22 protein-coding genes are annotated in these 23,368 nt (G+C 71.4%); 10 read left to right on the top strand and 12 right to left on the bottom strand.

The features are described 5' to 3' along the window. The first annotated feature begins 26 nt into the window (after window positions 1–26). Window positions 27–1,433 carry an NAD(P)/FAD-dependent oxidoreductase gene (locus ACFQ6S_RS25700; protein WP_383414170.1) on the top strand — a complete coding sequence of 469 codons (1,407 nt, stop codon included), beginning with the start codon at window positions 27–29 and terminating at the stop codon, window positions 1,431–1,433. 86 nt (window positions 1,434–1,519) lie between these two features. Here ACFQ6S_RS25700 and ACFQ6S_RS25695 read toward each other — a convergent pair whose 3' ends face one another. The 3 genes from ACFQ6S_RS25695 to ACFQ6S_RS25685 form a co-directional block, all read right to left on the bottom strand. Continuing rightward, on the bottom strand, window positions 1,520–3,016 hold the full coding sequence (locus ACFQ6S_RS25695) for an MFS transporter (protein ID WP_383414168.1): 1,497 nt from the start codon (window positions 3,014–3,016) through the stop codon (window positions 1,520–1,522). A gap of 56 nt (window positions 3,017–3,072) precedes the next feature. Next, a complete protein-coding gene (locus ACFQ6S_RS25690) occupies window positions 3,073–4,053 on the bottom strand; it encodes a zinc-binding dehydrogenase (protein ID WP_383414165.1) in 981 nt (326 codons plus the stop codon). 121 nt (window positions 4,054–4,174) lie between these two features. Beyond that, window positions 4,175–5,344, bottom strand: coding sequence for an FAD-dependent oxidoreductase (locus ACFQ6S_RS25685; RefSeq protein WP_383414162.1), 1,170 nt, complete (start codon window positions 5,342–5,344; stop codon window positions 4,175–4,177). A 155-nt stretch (window positions 5,345–5,499) separates the two neighbouring features. On the opposite strand from ACFQ6S_RS25685, the gene ACFQ6S_RS25680 reads away from it, so the two are divergent. Beyond that, the gene (locus ACFQ6S_RS25680) at window positions 5,500–6,177 is read left to right on the top strand and encodes a pentapeptide repeat-containing protein (RefSeq protein WP_383414159.1); all 678 of its coding nucleotides are present in this window, start codon (window positions 5,500–5,502) and stop codon (window positions 6,175–6,177) included. Between the two features lie 205 nt (window positions 6,178–6,382). Here ACFQ6S_RS25680 and ACFQ6S_RS25675 read toward each other — a convergent pair whose 3' ends face one another. Further along, the gene (locus ACFQ6S_RS25675; protein WP_383414544.1) at window positions 6,383–6,883 is read right to left on the bottom strand and encodes a hypothetical protein; all 501 of its coding nucleotides are present in this window, start codon (window positions 6,881–6,883) and stop codon (window positions 6,383–6,385) included. Window positions 6,884–6,926: 43 nt separating this feature from the next. Between ACFQ6S_RS25675 and ACFQ6S_RS25670 the strand changes: the two genes are divergently transcribed. Then, window positions 6,927–8,360, top strand: a complete 1,434-nt coding sequence (locus tag ACFQ6S_RS25670; RefSeq protein WP_383414156.1) for a M1 family metallopeptidase — start codon at window positions 6,927–6,929, stop codon at window positions 8,358–8,360. Between the two features lie 491 nt (window positions 8,361–8,851). On the opposite strand, the gene ACFQ6S_RS25665 is transcribed toward ACFQ6S_RS25670, so the two are convergent. Both ACFQ6S_RS25665 and ACFQ6S_RS25660 read right to left on the bottom strand, forming a co-directional pair. Next, entirely contained in the window at window positions 8,852–9,394 is a 543-nt protein-coding gene (locus tag ACFQ6S_RS25665) for a GNAT family N-acetyltransferase (RefSeq protein ID WP_383414153.1), read from the bottom strand. A gap of 76 nt (window positions 9,395–9,470) precedes the next feature. Beyond that, on the bottom strand, window positions 9,471–10,046 hold the full coding sequence (locus tag ACFQ6S_RS25660; RefSeq protein ID WP_356767674.1) for a TerD family protein: 576 nt from the start codon (window positions 10,044–10,046) through the stop codon (window positions 9,471–9,473). Window positions 10,047–10,213: 167 nt separating this feature from the next. Here ACFQ6S_RS25660 and arfB point away from each other — a divergent pair, with 167 nt between their 5' ends. Next, window positions 10,214–10,651 (top strand): alternative ribosome rescue aminoacyl-tRNA hydrolase ArfB, encoded by a 438-nt coding sequence (gene arfB, locus ACFQ6S_RS25655; protein WP_383414150.1) that lies wholly within the window; start codon window positions 10,214–10,216, stop codon window positions 10,649–10,651. Between the two features lie 155 nt (window positions 10,652–10,806). Further along, window positions 10,807–11,823, top strand: coding sequence for a sigma-70 family RNA polymerase sigma factor (locus tag ACFQ6S_RS25650; RefSeq protein WP_383414147.1), 1,017 nt, complete (start codon window positions 10,807–10,809; stop codon window positions 11,821–11,823). Here ACFQ6S_RS25650 and ACFQ6S_RS25645 read toward each other — a convergent pair. Continuing rightward, window positions 11,709–12,224, bottom strand: a complete 516-nt coding sequence (locus tag ACFQ6S_RS25645; RefSeq protein WP_383414145.1) for a GNAT family N-acetyltransferase — start codon at window positions 12,222–12,224, stop codon at window positions 11,709–11,711. The genes ACFQ6S_RS25650 and ACFQ6S_RS25645 overlap by 115 nt on opposite strands. A 117-nt stretch (window positions 12,225–12,341) precedes the next feature. Continuing rightward, window positions 12,342–12,962 carry a flavin reductase family protein gene (locus tag ACFQ6S_RS25640; RefSeq protein ID WP_383414142.1) on the bottom strand — a complete coding sequence of 207 codons (621 nt, stop codon included), beginning with the start codon at window positions 12,960–12,962 and terminating at the stop codon, window positions 12,342–12,344. Between the two features lie 315 nt (window positions 12,963–13,277). On the opposite strand from ACFQ6S_RS25640, the gene cdgB reads away from it, so the two are divergent. Together cdgB and ACFQ6S_RS25630 are read left to right on the top strand one after the other, a co-directional pair. After that, complete coding sequence (gene cdgB, locus ACFQ6S_RS25635; RefSeq protein ID WP_383414140.1) at window positions 13,278–14,939, top strand: diguanylate cyclase CdgB; 1,662 nt, start codon at window positions 13,278–13,280, stop codon at window positions 14,937–14,939. Window positions 14,940–15,057: 118 nt separating this feature from the next. Then, window positions 15,058–16,011, top strand: coding sequence for a CBM35 domain-containing protein (locus ACFQ6S_RS25630; RefSeq protein WP_383414138.1), 954 nt, complete (start codon window positions 15,058–15,060; stop codon window positions 16,009–16,011). A gap of 6 nt (window positions 16,012–16,017) precedes the next feature. Here the strand turns inward: ACFQ6S_RS25630 and ACFQ6S_RS25625 are convergent, their stop codons facing one another. The 3 genes from ACFQ6S_RS25625 to ACFQ6S_RS25615 form a co-directional block, all read right to left on the bottom strand. Next, entirely contained in the window at window positions 16,018–16,947 is a 930-nt protein-coding gene (locus ACFQ6S_RS25625) for a 1-phosphofructokinase family hexose kinase (RefSeq protein WP_383414136.1), read from the bottom strand. Between the two features lie 144 nt (window positions 16,948–17,091). Further along, a complete protein-coding gene (gene nagA / locus ACFQ6S_RS25620; protein ID WP_383414133.1) occupies window positions 17,092–18,303 on the bottom strand; it encodes an N-acetylglucosamine-6-phosphate deacetylase in 1,212 nt (403 codons plus the stop codon). Then, window positions 18,303–19,247 (bottom strand): ROK family protein, encoded by a 945-nt coding sequence (locus ACFQ6S_RS25615; protein WP_383414130.1) that lies wholly within the window; start codon window positions 19,245–19,247, stop codon window positions 18,303–18,305. Before ACFQ6S_RS25615 ends, nagA begins: the two co-directional genes overlap by 1 nt. A 167-nt stretch (window positions 19,248–19,414) precedes the next feature. On the opposite strand from ACFQ6S_RS25615, the gene ACFQ6S_RS25610 reads away from it, so the two are divergent. The 3 genes from ACFQ6S_RS25610 to otsB all read left to right on the top strand — a co-directional run bounded on the left by ACFQ6S_RS25610 (window position 19,415) and on the right by otsB (window position 21,874). After that, window positions 19,415–20,650 (top strand): ABC transporter substrate-binding protein, encoded by a 1,236-nt coding sequence (locus ACFQ6S_RS25610; protein WP_383414127.1) that lies wholly within the window; start codon window positions 19,415–19,417, stop codon window positions 20,648–20,650. Between the two features lie 49 nt (window positions 20,651–20,699). Continuing rightward, a complete protein-coding gene (locus tag ACFQ6S_RS25605; RefSeq protein ID WP_383414124.1) occupies window positions 20,700–20,951 on the top strand; it encodes a DUF3263 domain-containing protein in 252 nt (83 codons plus the stop codon). Window positions 20,952–21,013: 62 nt separating this feature from the next. After that, window positions 21,014–21,874, top strand: coding sequence for a trehalose-phosphatase (gene otsB / locus ACFQ6S_RS25600; protein WP_383414121.1), 861 nt, complete (start codon window positions 21,014–21,016; stop codon window positions 21,872–21,874). Here otsB and ACFQ6S_RS25595 read toward each other — a convergent pair. Continuing rightward, entirely contained in the window at window positions 21,853–23,286 is a 1,434-nt protein-coding gene (locus ACFQ6S_RS25595) for a trehalose-6-phosphate synthase (protein ID WP_383414118.1), read from the bottom strand. The genes otsB and ACFQ6S_RS25595 overlap by 22 nt on opposite strands. Window positions 23,287–23,368: the final 82 nt, after the last annotated feature.

The following is a 23,368-nucleotide window of genomic DNA, read 5'->3' as shown; positions in this document are numbered from 1 at the left end:
GGCTCATGCGAATTAACGTCCTCGCCATGAGCAGCTCGGGCAGCGGTGCGGTGAACGGCGGCATCTCCTTCTGGTACGCGGACGACGGCCTTCCAGCGGCGCGGGAGCCGCTGGACGGGGACGCCTCCGCGGACGTGGTGATCGTCGGCGGTGGCTACACGGGACTGTGGACCGCGTACTACCTGAAGCAGGCGGTCCCCTTCCTCCGGATCACCGTCCTGGAACAGAAGTTCTGCGGCTACGGCGCCTCCGGACGCCACGGCGGCTGGCTGTACAACGGCATCGCGGGCCGCGACCGGTACGCGAAGCTGCACGGTCACGAGGCGGCCGTACGGCTTCAGGGGGCCATGAACGACACCGTGGACGAGGTGATCAGGGTCGCCCGGGACGAGGGCATCGACGCCGACATCCACAAGGGCGGGGTGCTCGAAGTCGCGCGGACGCCCGCGCAGTTGGCACGCCTGAAGGAGTTCCACGCGCAGGAGCTGTCGTACGGCGAGAAGGACCGTGAGCTGTACGACGCCCGCCGGACCGCCGAGCGGATCCGGGTCGCCGACGCGGTCGGCTCGTCGTGGACGCCGCACGGGGCGCGCCTGCACCCGGCCAAGCTGGTCAAGGGGCTCGCGGCGGCCGTCGAGGCGCTCGGTGTGACGATCCACGAGCTGACGCCGGTCACCGAGATCCGGCCCAAGCACGCGGTCACCCCCTACGGCACCGTCCGCGCCCCCTACGTCCTGCGCTGCACCGAGGGCTTCACGGCGAGCCTCAAGGGCCAGCACCGGACCTGGCTGCCCATGAACTCCTCGGTGATCGCCACCGAGCCGCTCACCGACGAGCAGTGGGAGTCGGTCGGCTGGGACGGGCGCGAGGCGCTGGGCGACATGGCGCACGCGTACATGTACGCGCAGCGCACGGCCGACGGGCGGATCGCGCTGGGCGGACGCGGGGTGCCGTACCGCTTCGGGTCGCGCACCGACAACGACGGCCGGACCCAGCCGGAGACCATCGAGGCCCTGCGGGAGATCCTCGTCGGTTTCTTCCCCTCGCTGGCCGGCGTGGGCATCGCGCACGCGTGGTCGGGTGTGCTGGGGGTGCCGCGCGACTGGTGCGCCACCGTCACGCTGGACCGGTCGACCGGGCTCGGGTGGGCGGGCGGTTACGTCGGTTCCGGCGTCGCCACCGCGAACCTCGCGGCACGGACCCTGCGGGACCTGGTGCAGCTCGACTCGGGCCAGGGTGTGAAGACCGAGCTCACCGAGCTGCCGTGGGTCGGGCACAAGGTGCGCAAGTGGGAGCCGGAGCCGCTGCGCTGGCTGGGGGTGCACGGGCTGTACGCCGCGTACCGGGCGGCGGACCGGCGGGAGTTCACCACGCCGCGTGCCGAGTCGTCGCGGGCGGCGCGGGTGGCGGATCGGATCGCGGGGCGGCGCTGAGGCGGTTCTCGACGACTACATGCGCAGGGAGATGGGGGAGGGGCTCCGCGGTCCGATGGGGTCCCTCCCCCGGTTCGTGGGGGTCGTCAGGCCACCGGTTCCGGTGTCGGCGTCTGCTGTGGGGTGCCGTGTCTCGGGGCCTTCGCCGTGACCATCAGGGTCGCGACCACGCCGGCCAGGAGCATGATGGCGGCGGCCCACCAGATGGCGACGGTGTAGCCGTGTACGACGCCCTCCTTGGTGACCAGGGCCCGCCGGGCCGGGTCGGTGAGGTGGGCGGTGATGTAGGCGGCGCTGCTGGTGGTGGCGACGGTGTTCAGCAGGGCCGTGCCGATGGAACCGCCCACCTGCTGCGAGGTGTTGACGGTCGCCGAGGTCACGCCGGAGTCCTGCGGGGCCACGCCCGCCGTCGCCGTGGCGAAGACCGGCATGAAGATCAGGCCCATGCCGAGGCCCATCAGGATCAGGGCGGGCAGGATGTCGCTCGCGTACGAGGAGTGCACCGTCAGCCGGGTCAGCAGCACCATGCCGATCGCCGCCAGCAGGGCGCCGGGGCCCATGAGGACCCGCGGTGCCACATGGTCCAGGAGGCGCGCGGCGATCTGGGTGGAGCCGATGATGATCGCGGCGGTGAGCGGGAGGAAGGCGAGGCCGGTCATCACCGGCGAGTAGTCGAGGATGACCTGGAGGTAGTAGGTCATGAACAGGAACAGCCCGAACATGCCGATCACGGCCAGCGCCATGGTGAGGAAGCAGCCGGCCCGGTTGCGTTCCCTGATGATGTGCAACGGCAGCAGCGGCATCGGGGCCCTGGTCTGCCACCAGACGAAGGTCACGAGCAGCGCGATCCCCGCCACGAACAGGGTGAGGACCATCGGGTCGGTCCAGCCGCGCGGCTCCGCCTCGGCGAATCCGTAGACGATGGCGACCAGTCCGCCGCAGCCGAGCAGCACGCCCGGTACGTCGAGGCGGGCGCCCGGCTGGGTGGGGCTGTCGTGCAGCAGGGCCAGGGCGCCGAAGACGGCGATCACGGCGATGGGCACGTTGACGTACAGGCACCAGCGCCAGTCCAGGTACTCGGTGAGCAGGCCGCCGACGATGAACCCGATCGCGCTGCCGCTGCCGGCGAGCGCCCCGTAGATGCCGAAGGCCTTGCCGCGCTCCTTGGGGTCGGTGAAGGTCGTGGTCAGCAACGACAGGGCGGACGGGGCCAGTACGGCGGCGAAGACGCCCTGCAGGGCGCGGGCGCCGAAGAGCATGCCGGCCGTGGTGGCGGCGCCGCCCAGCGCGGAGGCCGCGGCGAAGCCGACGAGGCCGATGACGAAGGTGCGCTTGCGTCCCACCAGGTCGGCGATGCGGCCGCCGAGCAGCAGGAGTCCGCCGAAGGCCAGGGTGTAGGCGGTGATCACCCACTGGCGGTTGCCGTCGGATATGCCGAGGTCTTCCTGCGCGGACGGGAGCGCGATGTTCACGATGGTCGCGTCGAGGACGACCATGAGCTGTGCGAGCGCGATGATCACCAGACCCCACCAGCGGCGAGGGTCGGCATCTCGGGCTTGTTCACCCGTTCGGGTGACGGTCACCTGGTCAGAAGACCATGATTCAGGGCGTATCGCATCTGGGGAGTGCTTGTCGCGGGTCACGGCTCCAGCACCACCTTTCCGGTGGTCGCACGGGTTTCCAGGGCGCGGTGCGCGGCCGCCGCGTCGGCGAGCGGGAAGCGCTGCACGGCCGGCGTGAGGCGGCCGGCGGCGGCCTCGGCGAGGGCACGCAGTTCGAGGGTCTGTACGGGGTTGGGGCCGCCGGCCCGGCGCATCATCGCGGGGCCGAGGACGTTCTCGGAGACGCCGTCGACCAGGTAGGGCTCACCGTCGTGCAGCCCCTGGCCGGACCAGCCGAAGACGAGGTGCCTGCCGCCCGGCGCGAGCAGGGCGACGCACGTGCGGGCCACGTCGCCGCCGACGCCGTCGAAGACGACCGTGGCACCCCGGCCGCCCAGGAAGGCGCGGACCTTCTCGGGCCACACCGGGTCCGTGTAGTCGACGGCGAGATCGGCGCCGTTGTCCCGTACCCGGGCCGCCTTCTGCGGTCCCCCGGCCAGCCCCACGACGACGGCGCCGGCGTTCTTCGCGTACTGCACGAGCAGGGTGCCGATGCCACCCGCCGCCGCCGGGACCAGGGCCACCGCGCCCGGGCCGAGGTCGGCGAACTGCAGGATCCCCATCGCCGTACGCCCCGTGCCGATCATGGCGACGGCCTGTGCGAAGTCGAGGTTCTCCGGGATCTCGTGGACGCGGTCGACGTCGGTGACGGCGAGCTCGGCGTAGCCGCCCGGGGCGAACCCGAGATGGGCGACGACGCGCTTGCCGAGCCAGAGCCGCGCGACGTCCTCGCCGAGGGACTCGACGACTCCGGCGACCTCACGGCCGGGGACCGTGGGCAGCGTCGGCGGCTCGGGCGCCGGGCCCTGGACGCCCTCGCGCAGGGCCGTGTCGAGCAGGTGGACGCCGGCCGCCGCCACGGCGATCCGGACCTGGCCGGGTCCTGGTACGGGGTCGTCGAGCTCCTCGTGGGTGAGGTTCTCGGCCGGGCCGAAGGAGTGCAGACGGATGGCGTGCATCGGGATCCCCCATGAGACGGGCATGTGGACGGGCCATGTGGACGGCTGTGTGGACGGCCGTGTGGTCGGGCTATGCAGACGGTCAGGTGCGCGGAAGCCGTCGCGAAATCAGCCTTCAACCTCAAGCTTGCTTGAGGTCAAGGGCGTGCCGGCCGAGGGCCAGGGACACGGCCGTGAGCGCGCTGTTGAACGAGACCTCGGACAGCACGCCGGGGGCGGCGACCTGATCGCCCGCCAGATAGACGCCGTCGCCGCGGTCGACGGCAGGGCGGTCGCGCCAGCTGGTGCCGGGCAGGTCGACGGCGCCGGTACGGCCGTTCGCGACGGCTTCGTTCCGCCAGGTGACGCGCTCGCGCCAGCCGGGGAAGCCGAGGTCGAGCAGCTGCTCGGCACGGGCGATGCCGTCGGCTCTGGACTGGTGCGGGGCGATCGGGATCTGTCCCTGGATCAGCTGCTCACCGGCCGGGGCCAGGGACCGGTCCTGTGCCGTGAACCGCTCCAGCCACCCCGTCTCGTCGAGATCGGATACGACGAAGGCGTCCCCGCGCCGTGTGCGCACGGCGAGGTCGATGAGGGCCGTACGACCGCTCGTCCAGGTCAGGGCGGCGTCCTTGAGCAGACGGCGGGCGGCGTCGAGGGAGGTGGCGACGACGACGGGCGCGTCGGTCGTCAGGCCGTCGAGGCTGTCGACACGCGAGAGGGTCTCCATCCGTACCCCGAGATTCCACGCCCGCGCCGCCATCCGGTCGATGAGGTTCGCCCAGCCGCCGACCGGATAGTGCGCCTCGGGCGGCAGCTTGGTGGCCCGGCGCAGCCGCTCCCGCACGAACGCGGCGGACAGGGCGCCGGGGTCGTGGTGGAACAGGGCGACGGCGGAGTAGTGCGCGGCGGCACGGGCGCCCTCCTCGCCGGCGATGCCGGTGGCCCAGGTCATGAAGTCGACGTCGACGGGCGCCTGGGGCAGGGCGGGCCGCAGCAGCTTGAGCATGGCGAAGGGCGGGGTGCGGCGCAGGACGCCGCGGTGCCGCAGCCGGAGCCGGGCGGCCTCCAGGGGCGGGATCGGCGCGAGCGGCCCGATGAGGTCCCGCTGCTTGAGCCAGACCCAGTGCGGGCCGCCGCTGTACAGGGCGTGCGGCCCCTCGTTGGTCCGGTACGGCCCCTCGGTGGTCCGCGCCCGTCCGCCGAGGGTGTGATGGGCTTCGTACACGGTGACCTTGGCGCCCGCCTCGGCGGCGGTGATGGCCGCGGTGAGTCCGGCGAAGCCGCCGCCGATGACGGTGATGCGGTGCATGGCTGGGGTCTCCCTCTTGCTCGGGGTCGCCTTTGTCGGGCTCTTCGGTGTCGCGTTTCTCTGTGAGTACGACGGCGTGGGGGACCCGGAATGTGACATGGGCGGTGTTTTCGCAGGTCAGGTTCGTTGTCAGTGGTGGGGTGCACGATGGGGGCATGGCGAGGAGAGCGATGGGTGAGGGCGGAGTGAAGGGGGCGCGGCGGCCGGAGTTGCGGTTGCCGGCGCTGGAGCCTTACCGGGACGGGCAGTTGGAGCCGGACGGGGACTACGACAGCCTGGAGTTCCGTGAGGAGGACCTCACCGGTCAGAACGGCCGGGGTGCCCGCTTCATGGACTGTGCGCTGAAGGGCTGCGTCCTGGACGAGACGGGGCTTCATCACGCCCGGATCCTCGACTCCGTCCTCACCGCACCACGGGGTGTCGGCACCGACCTGGCGGAGTCGACCCTGCGGGACGTGGAGCTGACCGACGCCCGCCTGGGCGGGGTGCAGCTGCACGGGGCCGTTCTGGAGCGGGTCGTGATCCGGGGCGGCAAGATCGACTACCTGAACATGCGCAAGGCCCGGCTGAGAGACGTCGTCTTCGAGGGCTGCGTCCTGGTCGAGCCGGACTTCGGGGGTGCCCGGCTGGAGCGGGTGGAGTTCACGGACTGCGCGCTGAAGGGCGTCGACCTCACCGGGGCGACTCTGGCGGACGTCGATCTGAGGGGGGCGGCGGAGCTGGAGATCGCGAGGGGGGTGGACCGGCTGGCCGGAGCGGTGATCAGTACGGCTCAACTGCTGGATCTGGCGCCGGTGTTGGCTGCGCAGATGGGGGTGCGGGTGGAGGGGTGAGGGGTGTTTTTTTGGTGGGGCGGGCTTCGGGGTCGGTCTTTCGGTGGGCGGCGCTTCGGCGAGCGGGCTCGCGGTGGGCGGTGTCTCGGTGGGTGGCCTCGGGGTGGGCGGTGTCTTGGTGAGCGGCCGTTCGGTGGCCGACCTCCCGGTGACCGGCCTCGCGGTGACCGCCCCAGGCTCACGCCCCTCGGCTCACGCCCCCAGCTCACGCCACCCGGGGATAGCGGGCCTGGAGGGTCCAGATCGCCGGGTTCTCGCCCAGGTCGTCGTGCAGGTCGATCAGGTCGGCGAGGAGGTCGTGCAGGAAGTCGCGGGCCTCGCGGCGCAGTTCGCTGTGGGAGAAGGACAGCGGGGGTTCCTCCGCCGGCATCCAGTCCGCCTCGATGTCCACCCAGCCGAAGCGGCGCTCGAAGAGCATGCGGTCCGTGGACTCGGTGAAGTCCAGTTCCGCTCGCTGGGGCCGGGCGGCGCGGGAGCCCGCCGGATCCCGGTCCAGCCGCTCGGCGATGTCGCACAGGGCCCACGCGAAGTCGAGCACCGGCACCCATCCCCAGGCTGTGGACAACTCCCGGTCCGCCTTGGTGTCGGCGAGATAGACGTCCCCGCAGAACAGGTCGTGGCGCAGGGCGCGGACGTCCGCGCGGCGGTAGTCCGTCTGTGGAGGGTCCGGAAAGCGGGTGGAGAGGGCGTAGCCGATGTCGAGCACGGGGGTGATGGTGTCACGGGCCGCCACTCATAGGATCACTGGCGTGTCCCGTTCCGCGTCTCTTGTCCCGACCGTCCGTTCCCTCCCGGCCGTCGGCAGCGCCCTGCTCGTCCTCGCCCTCACCGCGTGCGGCGGCGGCGTGCAGGGCACGCCTGGCGGTTCCGGTGTACGCGACCCGTACTTTCCCAAGGCGGGCAACGGCGGCTACGACGTCACGCACTACGCCCTGGACCTCGCCTACGACCCGGATGCCCGCCGCCTCGCCGGCACGGCGGAGATCACCGCACGCGCCGGCAAGGACCTCTCCGCCTTCGACCTCGATCTGAAGGGGATGGACGTCGAGCGGGTCTCGGTGGAGGGCGCGCGGGCCCGCTGGAGCCGTAACGGCCAGGAGTTGGTGGTCCGCCCGCGCGACGAGCTCGACGAGGGCGAGACCTTCCGGATCACCGTCCGCTACTCCGGGACCCCGCAGACCCTCACCGACCCCGACGGCTCGGAGGAGGGCTGGATCGCCACCGCCGACGGCTCGCTCGCCCTCGGGGAGCCGATGGGGTCCATGGCGTGGTTCCCGGGCAACCACCACCCGTCGGACAAGGCGTCGTACGACCTCTCGGTCACCGTGCCGCAAGGGCTCGAGGTGGTGTCCAACGGGGAGTTGACCGACCGGAGCACGAGCACCGACAAGCGCCGTATGACATTCCACTGGCGTACGGCAGCACCCATGGCCACCTACGTCGCGACGCTCGCGATCGGCGACTACGACATCAGGCGCTCCTCGGTCCCCGGCGCCGCTGGGCGCCCGCTCCCCGTCTACACCGCGGTCAGCCCCTCCCAGGCCGGTCCGGCCCGCAAGGTGCTCGCCCGGATCCCCGAGATCATGGAGTGGGCGGAGTACAACTTCGGCCCCTACCCCTTCTCCTCCACCGGCGCGATCGTCGCCGCCCAGGAAGCCTCCGACTACGCCCTGGAGACCCAGAACCGGCCCGTCTTCCCCGGCGCCCCCAGCACCGAGCTGCTCGTCCACGAGCTCGCGCACCAGTGGTTCGGCAACTCCGTGACGCCGAAGAGCTGGCGGGACATGTGGCTGAACGAGGGCTTCGCGACCTACGCGGAGTGGCTGTGGGAGGAGGACAACGGCGGCGACAGCGTCCAGGAGACCTTCGACGCCCTGTACGACCACGGCGAGGACGACCACGAGGATCTGTGGTCCTTCCCGCCCGCCGAGCCCGCGAGTGCCGCGAACATCTCCGACTCACCGGTGTACGAGCGCGGCGCGATGGTCCTGCACAAGATCCGCCAGGCCGTGGGCGACGACACCTTCTACGACATCGTCCAGGGCTGGGCGGCGGCCCACCGCCACGGGAACGCGGACACGGACGACTTCACGGCGTACGTGGAGAAGAAGGCGCCGGACGAGGACTTCACCGCCATCTGGGAGGACTGGCTGTACGGCGACGGAAAGCCCGACCGCCCCTGACGCCCTCGCCCCTCACCCCGCCGCTCCAGATCCCGCCGCATCGCCGCGCGCGCGGCCCAGACCGCCTCGGCGTGCTTGAGCCGCCGCTCCTGCAACTCCGGCGAGTCGAGCGGCGGATCACCGGCGGCGAACGCGCCCTGAAGCTCCCGCAGGGTCGCGTACACCTCCTCTAGCACGTCTGACATCTCCTGCGGGGCGCCTATCAGGGCGCTCTCCCGGGCCTCGTCGCACCCCGACGCCCGGAACGCCTCCCGCACGGCCGACTCCCGTGCCCGGTCCTCCTGGTCGCGACCCGTCACGGCGGCCGTGTGCATGGCCTCATAGGCCAGCCGGTACTTCGTCAGGACGGTCACATAGATCTGTTTGCGCTCCTGCCGGGTCCGGTCGGCCAGATCGCGGCGCCAGCGGACGCGGTCCGCGAGCAGTGTCGAACCGACACCGACGAGAGCACCGAGGGCGGTGGCGGCCAGGGTCGTCCAGTCCATGCCCGTTCAGGCCCCGTCGGCACCGGGCGAGGAGGGCGTCAGCTCCTTGCGCAGGACCGTGCAGGCGCGGTCCAGTTGGCGGTCCCTGCCGTAGCCGAGGGGCTCGTACCCGAGGGTGGTCCAGAAGTCGAGCGCCTCGGGGTTGTTGTCGAGGACGGCCAGACGTACCGCGGCGCGGCCCGCCGCGCGGAAGCGGTCCTCCACGAGGGCGGCCAGCTGCCTGCCGTATCCCCGGCGATGGGCCGTGCCGTCGACCATCAGCAGGCCGATCCACGGGTCCGGGTCCACGGGGTCCGGGTGCTGCGCCAGGGTCACCACGATGCCCACCAGCCGCCCCTCGCTGCGTGCGAGCAGCACCTCCGCCCCGGGTTCCGCCAGTTCGTCCGCCAGGGCGGCGGCCACCTGCTCCGGGCGGATGTCGTCCGGGTCCGGGAAGTCGCCGCTGAGCGCGTGGAAGTCGCGGTTGGAGGCGTAGAGGGCGGTGAGCTCGGTGAGGACCGGGCCCGGGATGTCGTGATCAGGGGTGAGGGGGAGGGCGTCGAGGATCATTCGGGCAACCTATCGAAGGGCCCGAACGCCGAAACCCCCGGCCGAAGCCGGGGGTTCCGCCACAGCGTGGTGTCCGTCAGACGCTCACACCGAAGTCCTGCGCGATCCCGACGAGGCCCGAGGCGTAGCCCTGGCCGACGGCGCGGAACTTCCACTCGGCGCCGTTGCGGTACAGCTCGCCGAAGACCATGGCCGTCTCGGTGGCCGCGTCCTCGGAGAGGTCGTAGCGGGCGATCTCGGTGCCGCCTGCCTGGTTGACGATGCGGATGTAGGCGTTGCGGACCTGGCCGAAGTTCTGCGAGCGGTTCTCCGCGTCGTAGATCGAGACCGGGAAGACGATCTTGTCGACGTCGGCCGGGAGGCCGGCCAGGTTGACGTTGATCGCCTCGTCGTCGCCCGCGCCCTCGCCGGTGCGGTTGTCACCGGTGTGGACGATGGTCTGGTCCGGCGTCTGCTTGTTGTTGAAGAAGACGAAGTGACCGTCCGAGTAGACCTTGCCCTGGGGGTTGACCGCGATCGCGGAGGCGTCGAGGTCGAAGTCCGTGCCGGTGGTGGTGCGGACGTCCCAGCCGAGGCCCACGGTGACGGCGGTCAGGCCCGGAGCCTCCTTGGTGAGCGAGACGTTGCCACCCTTGGACAGGCTTACAGCCATTGTTGGGAGTCCCTTCCCTCGTTGCGGTACGGCTAGAAGCTACAGCTACCCCTATGAACGCGGAGAGGGGTACCGCAGGTTCCAGGTGTCTTTACTTTCTTTGCCAAAGAGCACTCTTAGGGCCCCAGGGGATATTCGCGTGACGTGGACCGGACAGACGCGGGAACATGGACGGCATGTCTGGTCCTTACGTCATCCGTGGCTCCGTCTCCCTGCCCGAGGCCGAGCTCATGTGGCGTTTCTCCAGGTCGAGCGGCCCGGGCGGCCAGCACGTCAACACCAGTGACTCAAGGGTGGAGCTGAGCCTGGACCTGGCGAAGACCGAGGCGCTGCCCGAGGTGTGGAAGCACCGGGCCCTCGAACGCCTGGCCGACAAGCTCGTCGACGGCATCCTCACCGTCCGCGCTTCCGAGCACCGCTCCCAGTGGCGCAACCGCGAGACCGCCGCCGTACGCCTCGCGGCGCTCCTCGCCGAGGCGACGGCCCCGCCGCCGAAGCCGCGCAGGCCGACCCGCATCCCCCGAGGGATCAACGAGCGCCGGCTGAGGGAGAAGAAGCAGCGCTCGGACACCAAGCGGGGCCGTTCGGGGCGGGGCTGGACGTAGGGGGTGTTTTGAAAGTCCCGCACAGCACCCGCGGCGCACTGGACTTTCAAAACACCCCCTTAGGTCCGTACCCGCGCACCACGACGTCTGTCACATCCGCGCCTCCCGATCCGTCAGCCCAGTGACGACGGACCGCGACGAGAGGCTGACGACAGATGAGCGCCGACGACACCGACTTCCTCGCCCAGCGCTTCGAGGCGCATCGCGGACATCTGCGCGCCGTCGCCCACCGCATGCTCGGTTCCACCGCCGAGGCCGAGGACGCGGTGCAGGAGGCATGGTTCCGGGTCAGCAGGTCCGACATCAGCCGTGTCGACAACCTCGGCGGCTGGATGACGACCGTCGTCGGCCGCGTCTGCCTGGACCTGCTCCGCTCCCGCAGGTCCCGCGCGGAGGAACCCCTGGACACCGCGGCACCACCCCCTCCCGCCGCCTCGCCCGCCGTCGACCCCGAGCAGGACGCTCTCCTCGCCGACTCGGTGGGCGTCGCCCTGCTCGTCGTACTGGACACCCTGACGCCCGCCGAGCGGCTGGCATTCGTGCTGCACGACCTGTTCGCCGTGCCGTACGAGGAGGTCGCGGCCGTGGTGGACCGTACGCCGGCCGCCGCACGGCAGCTCGCCAGCCGTGCCCGGCGCCGGGTGCGGGGCGCCGACGTGCCGGGGCACGAGGGCGCACGGCAGCGCAGGCAGTGGGAGGTCGTCGACGCCTTCCTCGCCGCAGCGCGGGACGGTGACTTCGGGGGACTGCTCGATGTCCTCGACCCGGACGTCGTCGCGCGCACCGAGGCCGGGGTGACGACCGGCGCGGCGGCGGTGGCGCGCGGTGCGTCGACGTTCGGTCCCGTCGCGCTCGCCGCCCGGCCCTCCCTGGTCGCCGGGCGCGCATGGGTCGACGGGGCGGCCGGGTGTGTGGTGCTGGTCGACGGGCGGGTGGACCGGGCGCTGAGGTTTGCGTTCGTACGGGATCGGATCGCCGTGATCGACATCGTGACGGCCCCCGAACTCCTGGCCCGCCTCGACATCAACCCGAGCCAGATGCCGCTGGGCCCAGAGGCTCAGGTGTCCCGGGGCGTAGCGCCGTCCCCCGACGGCACCGCGTCAAGATCCAGCACCCCCACCGTCTCGCCCTCGGAGGTCTCCCCGGTCGTCCGGAACCCCAGCCCCAGATAGAAGCCCTCCGGACCGTCGGGCCCCGGATGCCAGGTCACGTAGAGCTCCCGCCCACCTCGTCGCCGTATCTCCCCGGCCACGGACTCGACCGCGAACCGCCCGTACCCCCGCCCCTGCTCCTGCGCGGTGATGTTCAGCCGCCACAGCCCGGAGCGGAACAGGGTGCCGTCGCCGTGCCAGTCGATGTCGAGGAAGGCCATCAGGAACCCGACCGGGCGGTCGCCGTCGACGATCAGCCGGGGCCAGGCGACGCCTTCGGGATGGACGTATGCCTCGGCGAGGGACTGCATCACGGGGGAGACCGCGTGTTCCTGGTCGGCGCGGACCCGGATGCCGGTGGCGGCCTCGAAATTCGCAGGTGTGACCTTTTCGAGGTGCATCGCTGAAGTGATCGACGTCATGCGCGCACGATAAGCCGGATGATCATTCGCGGGCCACGGAATTCCCTCCCGGCCCCGGCCGCTGGATTCGCCCCGCCCAGGACCGCCGATTCCGCTGCGACCCCGCCCGCACGGAAATCAGCCCAACTGCCGGTAACGGCCCCGGAAATAGGTCAGCGGCCCCCCGTTCGCACTCGGCAGCGAGGCCGACAGGACGCGGCCGATCACCAGGGTGTGGTCGCCGGCCGTCACCCGCTGCTCGGTACTGCACTCCAGCGTGGCCAGTGCGCCGCCCACCAGTGGGGCGCCGGACTCCTTGCCGCGGACGTACGGGATGTCGGCGAACAGCAGGCGGTCGCTGACGCGGCCCTTCATGGCGAAGCGGCCGGCGATGTGGCGCTGGCTCTCGGCGAGGACCGAGACCGCCCACAGCGGCTGCTCGGCGAGCAGGTCGTCCATGCGGGACCCCTCACGCAGGCTGACCAGCACCAACGGCGGGTCCAGGGACACCGACATGAATGCCGTGGCGGTCATGCCGACGTCCTCGCCGACCGGGGCGTGCGGATCGTCGGGGTCCAGCGGCGGCTCCAGCGCGGTCACCAGGACCACACCCGCGGCCAACCGCGACATCGCGGCACGGAACTCGTCGTTGCTCACTCCCTCAGCATGCCCAAAGGGGCTGCGGGAGGCGGGGAGGACGGCGGTCACGGGCTGCGCGGGGAGAGAAGTGTTCGGCACGCCGGAAACGCTAATGTCCATCCCGCGCACCCCACATCGGGCCTGCGCCCGAGAACGGTCCTAGGACTCCGGACGGACGTGCGCGGAACTGTTCAGGCGGTTTCGTGCGATCTCCACGAGCGCGCCAACTTTGCGTTCAGTAAACACACAGGAAAAACGCAGAAACACCGCTCAATTGTTCACGTTTAGCTGTGACTTGAGTCACAAGAGCCATTAATTGTTGACCCTGTGTACCGAGTGAGCAGCGCGCTGTGATTCAGTGGCGGGGACTAGCAAGGGACGTTACGCCGAAGTAGAACCCTTGATTCACTGCGAGGTCTCGGGGGGAGGGCGAGCATGGAGACCGAGTCGGAGCCCTACGTCCGTCTTGCGACCCTGCGACAACTGCACCAGGTCATGGCTGACATGAACACGGCCCGGAGCCTGGCGGACACGTTGCAGACCGTCGCCGACGGCGTCGTGACCGGCCTCGGCTTCGAGCTCGCGTGCGTCAACCTCGTACGGCCCGACGGCGATCTCGTCGTGGCCGCCTTCGCCGGGAATCCCGCGGCCGAGGCCCTGATCACCGGCCGCGTCGGCTCCCGTGAGTCGTGGGAGCGCCGGCTGAACATGGGCGAGCACTGGGGCGACCTGGTGTTCATCCCGCACACCGAGGGCTGGGTCCTCGACGACGACGACGTCCCGCAGTGGTACACCGACGGTCCCGCGCCCCGCTTCGAGGACGAGTGGCACCCCTCGGACCGCCTCTTCGCGCCGATGTACACGCCGGGTGTGCAGGGCGGCGCGTGCGGCGAGCTGATCGGCGTCCTGTCCGTGGACCGGCCGCGCAACGGCCGGCTGCCGGGCGCGTGGGGGCGCGAAGCGCTCCAGATGTACGCGTTCCAGGCGGCGATCGCCATCAGCAACGCACGTCTACGCGCGAATATGCAGCGGGCACTGGTCAGGCTCGAACGCGACCAGCAGGCCCTGCGCGCCAGCGAGGAAAGCTTCAGGCAGGCCTTCGAGTACGCCCCGTCCGGCATGGCCATCGCCGAGATGGGCGGCGACCAGCACGGCCGGATCCTGCGGACCAACGACGCGCTGTGCCGGCTGCTCGGCCGCCCCGCCTCCGCGATGCGCCGCTACTCCTTCTCCGACCTCGTCCACCCCGAGGACATCGGCACCCTGCTGCGGACCTCGGCGGAGGGCGGACGGGCGGAGCTCAGGCTCGGGCGCCGCGACGGGACGTACGTCTGGGTCTCGCTCCGCAACTCCGTGGTCGCGGACGCCGCCGACGGGCCCCGCTTCCTGCTCACCCACGTCGAGGACATAGAGGACCGCAAGCGCCGCGAGCTGCAGCTCGCCCACCGGGCCTCGCACGACTCGCTCACCGGCCTGCCGAACTCCGCCGAGCTGCGCTCGCGGCTGTCCTCCCGGCTGTGCAGGCGCGCCGCCCACGCCGGCGCCCTGGAGTCCATGGACGCGGCCTACGGCCACCCGGCCGTCGCGGTCTTCGACGCCAACGGCCATGGCTTCGACTTCCCGGGCGCGGCGGCGCTCGAGGGCTACGACCACCATGTGCACACCGTCTCCCCGGACGAGACCGAGCGCGACGACGGCTCCAAGGGGCTCGCGGTGCTCTTCTGCGACCTCGACGGCTTCAAGTCGATCAACGACCGGTTCGGGCACAACGCGGGTGACGCGGTTCTCATCGAGGTCGCGAGGCGACTGACCCGCCAGGTCCGTGACGGTGACACCGTCGCCCGGCTCGGCGGCGACGAGTTCGTGATCCTCGCCGACGGGCTCGGCCGGGCCGACGCCCAGGACCTCGCCGTACGTCTGCGCAACGAGATCATCCAGCCGATCCGGGCGGAGGGGCGTGCCGTACGGGTCGGCGCGAGCTTCGGCATCGGGTGGGCGCACTGCGGGATGACCGCGGACGAAGTGTTGAAGTCCGCCGACGAGCGGATGTACGTAGAGAAACGATCTCGTCCCAAACAACACAGACGCGCCGGATGAATCCCAGGTCAGCGAGCTGATGCGGTCTGAGTCACCCGTTTGGGCCAGCAGGAGCGGGTAGGCTCGCCATTCTGACCGTTCCATCGCAACGCCCGCACCTGGTGAGGAGTACCAAGGGATGACGTCCGGCAACAACGGCGCCAGTACGCCCGAGGACGACGACCCGTTCGGCTACCTCTACGCCGACGGGCAGGCCAACGGCGCCCAGCCGCCGTCCGGTGGCGGGGGCTACGGCTACCCGGGCTCGGTCAACCGCGTGCGCGCGGTCGGGCAGCGCCAGTACGGCCAGCCGGCACCGACGGCCGCCTACGGCCAGGTACCGCAACAGCAGGGCACGTACGGCCAGCCGAACGCCCACTACGCGGCCCCGGAGACGCACCCCGGCGGCGCGACCACGGCCCAGCAGCAGCCGGCCTACAGCGGCGGCAACGGCTCGGGCGGCCGCGGCGGCCCCAACACCAAGGGCCTGCTGATCGGCGCCATCGCGGTCGTCGCGGCGGTCGTCATCGGCATCAGCGTGGCGATGCTGGGCGGCGACGGCGAGAAGGACGATGCGGGGGGCGACACGGGGTCGACTCCGACGCAGTCCCAGCAGAGCAGCGAGCCGAGCCCGTCCAACAGCAACAGCGCGGCGGCCGAGGACGACCTGCCGACGATCGACGCCAAGGCGCTGGCCCTCGCCGGCGGCGCCACCACCGCGTCCGACATCAAGGGCGCCAAGGCCGACGGCGGCGTCTACGTCAACGGCTTCAACGCGGTCGGCTCCTCGGTCACCTGGAGCGTGGACGGGATCCCGAAGAGCGGTAAGTACACCGTGTACGTCGGCTTCAGCGTTCCCGGCAAGGACGGCAACGCCACTCTGACGGTCAACGGCACGCCGTCCACCGCGCCGGTCAGCTTCAAGAACTACGCGAAGGGCCCCGAGGGCGACTACGAGAAGGGCTGGACGAAGACCTACAACTGGATCCAGCTCAACAAGGGCACGAACACGATCAAGGTGTCCTGTGAGCAGGGCAACCAGTGCGACGCCCTCATCGACCAGATGTGGCTGGTCAAGGGCTGGGTCGAGTAGGAGCCGTCAGGCCGCGGTGACCTCCCCGGTCACCGCCACCCGCCCCAGCAACTCCTCGTACGTCCCCCGGTCGAACTCCCCCGCCACCGGCGACACCACGCTCGCCGCGCTCAGTGCTGTCGCGCGGGCCAGGCGGTCCGGCCACGGGAGCTTCTCCACAAGGCCCGACAGCAGGCCCGCGACCGCCGCGTCGCCCGCGCCCGTCGGGTTGCCGTGGAGGTGGGTGGGTGGGGTGGCCTGCCAGCGGCCCTCGGGGGTCAGGGCGAGCAGGCCGGACTTGCCCAGGGAGGCGACGACGGCGCGGGCGCCGCGCCTTCGGGCGTCCTGGGTGGCGCGCAACGGCTCGTGGGAGCCGGTCAGTTCCGCCAGTTCATCGGCATTGGGCTTGATGATGTCCGGGCGGGCGGCGACGCCCCGGCGCAGTGCCTCGCCGCTGGTGTCCAGCAGTACGGGCACGTCGGCCGTCCTGGCCGCCCGTACGAGACCTGCGTACGCCCCGACCGGGACCCCCGGCGGCAGGCTTCCGCACAGGGCCACCGCCGAGGCGGCGGCGAGGAGATCCTCGTACGCCTCCTGGAAGGCGGACCACTCGCGGGGCGTGATCGTCGGGCCGGGCTCGTTCAGCTGGGTCGTGTCGCCGGTGCGTTCGTCGACCACCGCGATCGTGCGCCGGGTCGGACCCGACACCGGGACCAGCGCGTCCACCACGCCGGGCGTGGCGGTGAGCAACTCCTGGACCACCCGGCCCGTGGCGCCGCCCGTGAAGCCCGTGACCGTCACCTCATGGCCGAGGGCCGCCAGCACCCGGGCCACGTTCAGGCCCTTGCCGCCGGGGCGTTCGGTGACCTCGGAGACCCGGTGGGACGTGTGGGGCCGTAGCCCTCTTACCCGATAGGTGATGTCGAGGGCGGTGTTCAGCGTGACCGTGAGGATCACCTGTACTCGACCTCCCCCGAAGAGTTCAGCATGCGTGTGCCGTCCGTCTGCCGGTTGTTCCCTCCGGCAGATGCCGATCATGCCAAACGGGCGGCAGCCGTCCCAGTCTCCCAGGACAACCGCCGCCCCCAACAGGCGGACACATCACCCCAGTTGGGGATCGATCACCCATTCTCCCCGGCGCATGACGCCCTTCACGTCGAAGTCGGAGTCCAGTACCACGAGGTCGGCGTCCTTGCCGGGCTCCAGCGAGCCGATGCGGTCGTAGCGGCCGAGCAGCTTGGCGGGGTTGGCGGACAGGGCCGCCACCGCGTCCTCGACCGGCAGCCGGTCGACGGTCACCGCCCGCTTGAAGGCGCGGTCCAGGGTGAGGGTGGAGCCCGCGATCGAGCCGCCCTCGACCAGCCGGGCCACCCCGTCGGCGACCTCGACCTCCAGCGGGCCGAGCATGTAGCGGCCGTCGCCGAAGCCGGCCGCGTCCATCGCGTCCGTGATGAACGCGACCCGCTCCGCCCCCGCGTGATGGAACGCCAGCTGCAGGGACGCCGGGTGCAGATGCGTGCCGTCGTTGATCAGCTCGACGGTCACCCGCTCGTCCTCCAGCAGGGCCGCGATCGGGCCCGGCTCGCGGTGGCCGAGCGGCGGCATCGCGTTGAAGAGGTGCGTGGCGACCGTCGCGCCTGCCTCGATCGCCTCCACCGTCTGCTCGTACGTCGCGTCCGTGTGCCCGATCGCCGCGATGACGCCGTGCTCGGCGAGCAGGCGTACGGAGTCGATGCCGCCCGGCAGTTCGGTGGCGAGGGTGACCATCGTCGCGTGGCCGCGTGCCGCGTCGATCAGCTTGCGGACGTCCGCCGGGGCCGGGTCGCGCAGCAGCTCCTCGGAGTGGGCGCCCTTGCGGCACGGGGAGATGAACGGGCCCTCGAAGTGGATCCCCGCGATGTCGCCCTGTTCGGCCAGCTCGGACAGCAGGCCCGCGCGCCGGGTGAGGAAGTCCATGTCGCCGGTGACGGTGGAGGCGACGAGGGTGGTGGTGCCGTGCAGGCGGTGGGTGTGGATGCCCTTCAGTACGTCTTCGGGGGTGCCCGAGGTGAAGGAGGCTCCGCCGCCGCCGTGGTTGTGGATGTCGACGAAGCCCGGCAGTAGCCAGTGGCTGGTGAGGTCGATGCGGTGGGCGTTCTCCGAGGCTGTGCCGCAGATGCGGGTGCCGTCGATGATGACTTGGGCGTCTTTGAGGGTTCCCGTCGGCATGACGACGTTGGCGCCGAACAGGACGAGGGGCGCCTTGTCGGTTGCGGGGTGCGGGTCGTGTGTGGATGCTCGCGCAGTTCCCCGCGCCCCCAGGTCGGCTGCCATCAGGGAGTTACCTCCGTACGGTCGGTGTTGTCGAGGAGATCCCAGGCCAGCAGGCCGGCACCCAGGCATCCGGCGTTGTCGCCCAGGGCCGCCGGGACGATCTCCGGCAGCTTCTGGAAAGTGACCCGCTGCCGGACGGCGTCCCGCAGTGGTGTGAACAAGGTTTCCCCCGCCTCGGCCAGGCCGCCACCGATGATCAGGGTGCGGGGGTCCAGCAGGGTGAGCGCGGTGACCAGGCCGTCGGCGAGGGCCTCGACGGCGTGTTGCCAGACCCGTACGGCGTTCGGGTCGCCGGACGCGACGGCCTTGGCGCAGTCCGCGGCGTCCGCCTCCGGGTCCCCGCAGGCGGCGGCCCATGCCTCGCTCACCGCCGCCGCGGAGGCGAACCGCTCCAGGCAGCCGCGCTGTCCGCACGGGCAGGGGTCACCGCCGGGCCGTACGACGATGTGGCCGATCTCGCCCGCGAAGCCGTGGGCACCCGCCTCCACCCGGCCGTCGATGCCGATGGCGCCGGCGATCCCGGTGCCGAGCGGCACGAAGAGGAAGCGGTCGGCGCCCTTGCCCGCGCCGATCCGGCCCTCGGCGAGCCCGCCGGTGCGCACGTCGTGGCCGAGCGCGACGGGAACGCCGCCGAGCCGGTCCGCCATCAGCCGCCGCAGGGGTACGTCCCGCCAGCCCAGGTTGGCCGCGTAGGCGGCGACGCCGTGCTCCTCGTCGACGATGCCGGGGACGGCGACGCCGGCGGCGACCGCGGGCTCGCCGAAGCGCTCCTCGCCGTACGCGCGCAGCTCGGCGGCGAAGTCGAGGATGCCCTCGACGACCGCGTCCGGCCCGCGCTCGCGCCCGGTCGGGCGGCGGGCCTGATGGAGCAGCTCACCGCTCGCCCCGGCCAGGGCGGCCTTCATCCCGGTGCCGCCCACATCGAGGGCGATGACATGTCTCACGGGGGACAGTGTGGCTTGCGCACCCACGAGAGGTCTAGTCCACTTACGTGGTGTAGACCTTAGGGGGCAATATGTATGACGTTTCGAAAATTTCGAACATGGGCGTGGGGCGGGTTTGCGTGCAGCGGCGTAGTCGTAGTCGTAGGCGTACGGGAGCGATCGCGGCGGTGTCCGCACTGGGCCTGACGGCGGCCCTGGGCGGCTGCGGGCTGACCGGTGACTCGGACGAGGTGACGCTGAAGCTGGTCGCCGCGGACTACGGAGACAGCGAGTCCAACGGCTCCCAGAAGTACTGGGACAAGCTCGTCACGGCGTACGAGGCCGAGCACCCGGGTGTGACGGTCGACGTCACGGTGTACTCCTGGAACGACGTCGACGCCGAGGTCAAGAAGATGGTCGACGCCGGTGAGGCGCCGGACATGGCGCAGATCGGCGCGTACGCCGACTACGCCGCGAAGGGTCTGCTCTACCAGGCCGACGAACTGCTCTCCATCCCCGTCCAGGCCGACTTCGTCGGGCAGTTCGCGGACGCGGGTCAGGTGAACGGGGTGCAGTACGGCATACCGTTCGCCTCCTCGACGCGCCTGCTCTTCTACAACAAGACGCTCTTCGAGAAGGCCGGTGTCACCGCGCCGACGACCTGGAAGGAACTGGCCGCCGACGCCGAGGCGCTGAAGGCGGACGGCGTGAAATACCCGTACGCGCTGCCGCTCGGGCCCGAAGAGGCGCAGGCCGAGACGATGCAGTGGCTGCTGAGCGGCGGGGGCGGATACACCGACACCGACCTCGGCACGTACAGCATCGACTCCTCGGAGAACGTCACCACCTTCAACTGGCTCAAGAACGACCTGGTCGGCAAGGGGCTGACGGGCCCGGTGGCGCCGGGCGAGCTCAACCGGGCCGAGGCGTTCTCCGCGTTCGCGGCGGGGGACGTGGGCATGCTCAACGGCCATCCGTCCCTGATGCAGATGGCCGGGAAGAAGGGCGTGAAGTACGGCATGGTGCCGATGCCCGGGGTGGACGGCCCGAGCAAGGTCTCCATGGGCGTGGCGGACTGGATGATGGCGTTCAAGGAGAACGGCCATGCGGACCAGGTGGGCGATTTCCTCGACTTCGTCTACGACAAGGAGAACGTCCTGGACTTCTCCCGGGAGTACGACCTGCTTCCCGTCACGAACTCCGCGTCCAGGGTGATGACCGGGGCCGGGCAGGATGCCGACCTCAAGCCGTTCCTGGAGGAGCTTCCGCTCTCCGAGCTGTACCCGGTCGGGCGGACGTCCTGGGCCGCGGTGAGTGCGGACGTCAAGCAGCGGATCGGTAAGGCCGTGTCCTCCGGGGGCAGCCCGGCGGCGATTCTGGGGCAGCTGCAGTCGACGGCCACGCGGGCGGAGAGCGCGGAGTAGCCGGTCGCCGGTGGTCCGGTTGTCGGTGGTGGGGGTTACGGTGCGAGCCATGACCCAGGACCCGCCCGACCCCACCGCCGCGCTCGCCGACCGCGAGCGGGCCATCCTCGCTCTGGAGCGCCGGGGCTTTGCGGGCCCCGGCGCCAAGGAGCGGGCGATACGCGAGGAGCTCGGCCTGGCCCCCGTCCGCTACTACCAGCTGCTGAACGCCCTGCTGGACGACCCGAGGGCACTGGCCGACGACCCCGTGACGGTGAATCGGCTGCGACGGGTGCGGGAGACCCGGCGGGGGGAGCGCTGACGGAGGGCTGGAACCCTCCGTGCCGCGCGGTTCATTCGGGCCCCGCTGGATAGGGTCGACGTATGGCCAGTCACAAGGATCTGACCGACCCCGCGGACGCTCTGCCCACCCCTTCGACCGGACCCGGCCGCGACGGACTCGCCGCCATCCTCGCGCGCCCCGCCCGTGCCCTGATCGCGCTGGACTTCGACGGGACGCTCGCCCCGATCGTGCCGGACCCGGAGAAGGCACGGGCGCACCCCGACGCCCTGCCCGCGCTCGCGGCACTCGCCCCGAAGGTCGCCGCCGTCGCGGTGGTCACCGGCCGCCCGGCCGACGTCGCCGTGCGGTACGGCGGATTCGCCGGGGTCCCGGGCCTGGAGCACCTCGTCGTGCTCGGGCACTACGGCGCCGAGCGCTGGGACGCCGTCAGCGGTGAGGTCACCGCACCCGACCCCCACCCCGGCGTGGCCGCCGTCCGGGCCGCACTGCCCGGGCTGCTCGACGGGCACGGCACCTGGACCGAGGACAAGGGCCACGCCATCGCCGTGCACACACGACGCGGGAAAGACCCGCAAGGCACCTTCGACGCCCTCCGCGAACCCCTCACCGACCTCGCCGCCCGCAACGGCCTGATCGTCGAACCCGGCCGTATGGTCCTCGAACTCCGCCCGCCGGGCATGGACAAGGGCGTGGCGCTCCGCGAATACGTCCGGGAACTCGGCGCCGAGTCCGTCCTCTACGCCGGCGACGACCTCGGCGACCTCCCCGCCTACGCCGCCGTCGACCGACTCCGCTCCGACGGCACCCCGGGTCTGCTGGTGTGCAGCGGCAGCGAGGAGGTCACCGAGCTGTCGAAGCAGGCGGACATCGTGGTCGACGGCCCGGAGGGTGTCGTACGGCTGCTGCGAGGGCTCGCGGCTCAGGCCGCCGGGCCGGGCTGACCCGGCGTCCCCTCCTCCAGGGCACGCAACTGGTCCAGGAACCACTGCGCCGGCGGCAGCGCGGTCGCTGCCGCCGCCAGCCGCTTCGACCGCTCCGCCCGCTCCTCCGGCCGCATGGTCAACGCCTCGTGCAGCGCCCGAGCGGTGTCGATCACGTCGTAAGGATTGACGGCGTACGCGTCCTCGCCGAGTTCCTCGAAGGCCCCCGCCTCCCGGGACAGCACCAGCGCGCAGCCCTCGTCGGAGACGACCGGCACCTCCTTCGCGACCAGGTTCATGCCGTCCCGGATGGGGTTGACCAGCGCCACGTCCGCCAGCCGGTACGCGGCCAGCGAGCGGGCGAAGTCGTCCTTGACGTGGAGCACGATCGGGGTCCAACCCGGCGTCCCGTACCGGGAGTTGATCTCCTCCGCCAGCCGCTGGACCTCGGCCGTGTAGGCGCGGTACACCGCCAGGTCCTGCCGCGAGGGGTAGGCGAAGGCCACGTGCACCACCCGCTCGCGCCACTCGGGGTGGTCGTCGAGCAGCTGCCGGTACGCCAGCAGGCCGCGCACGATGTTCTTGGACAGCTCGGTCCGGTCGACCCGCACGATCGTCCTGCGGGCCGCCCCGTCCGCGGTCGTGCCGATCTCGCGGCGCAGCACGGCCATCCGCTCGGCGACATCCGTCTCGTGCGAACGCGCCCGCAGGAAGTCCGCGTCCGCCCCCAGCCCGTGCACCCCGACCCGGGTGCCCCCGAGCCCGCCGGCGATGTCCGCGCAGCACGCCTCGAACGCGTCCGCCCAGCGCCGGGTGAGGAACCCCAGCCGATCCGCGCCGAGCATCCCGCGCAGCACCTGGCCCGCGATGTCGCCGGGCAGCATCCGGAAGTACTCGGGCGGCGCCCACGGCGTGTGCGAGAAGTGACCGATCCGCAGGTCAGGGCGCAGCTCGCGCAGCATCCCCGGCACCAGCGTCAGGTGATAGTCCTGCACCAACACCGCCGCCCCCGGCCCCGCCCGCCCGGCCAGCGCCTCGGCGAAGGCGCGGTTGTAGGTCTCGTACGAGGCCCACTGGCGCCGGAACTCCGCGTCGAAGACCGGCTCCAGCGGTGTCTGGTACAGCATGTGGTGGACGAACCACAGGACCGAGTTCGCGATGCCGTTGTACGCGTCGGCGTGCACGCCGGCCGGGATGTCCAGCATCAGCACGCCGTCCTCGCCGACCCCGCGCCGCACCGCCTCCCGGTCCCCGTCGGACAGCGCCGAGCACACCCACAGGGCGCCCGCCTCCGGCCCGATCGCCGACAGCCCGGAGACGACTCCGCCGCCGCCCCTCTTGGAGTGCAGCGAGCCGTCGTCGCGCACCTCGTACGAGACCGGGCCGCGGTTCGACGCGACGAGCACCTTGGCAGCACCCTGAGTGGAAGCCATACGCCTCAACCTAGCCCGGCCCGGAAACGCTCAAACGTACGGTTCCGCTCAGTGGGCGGCACTTGTACCCCCTGTATACGGC

Source organism: Streptomyces sp. NPDC056479 (genome assembly GCF_042795335.1).
Classification (GTDB): Bacteria; Actinomycetota; Actinomycetes; order Streptomycetales; family Streptomycetaceae; genus Streptomyces.
This window is presented reverse-complemented; position numbering and strand designations above follow the sequence as displayed.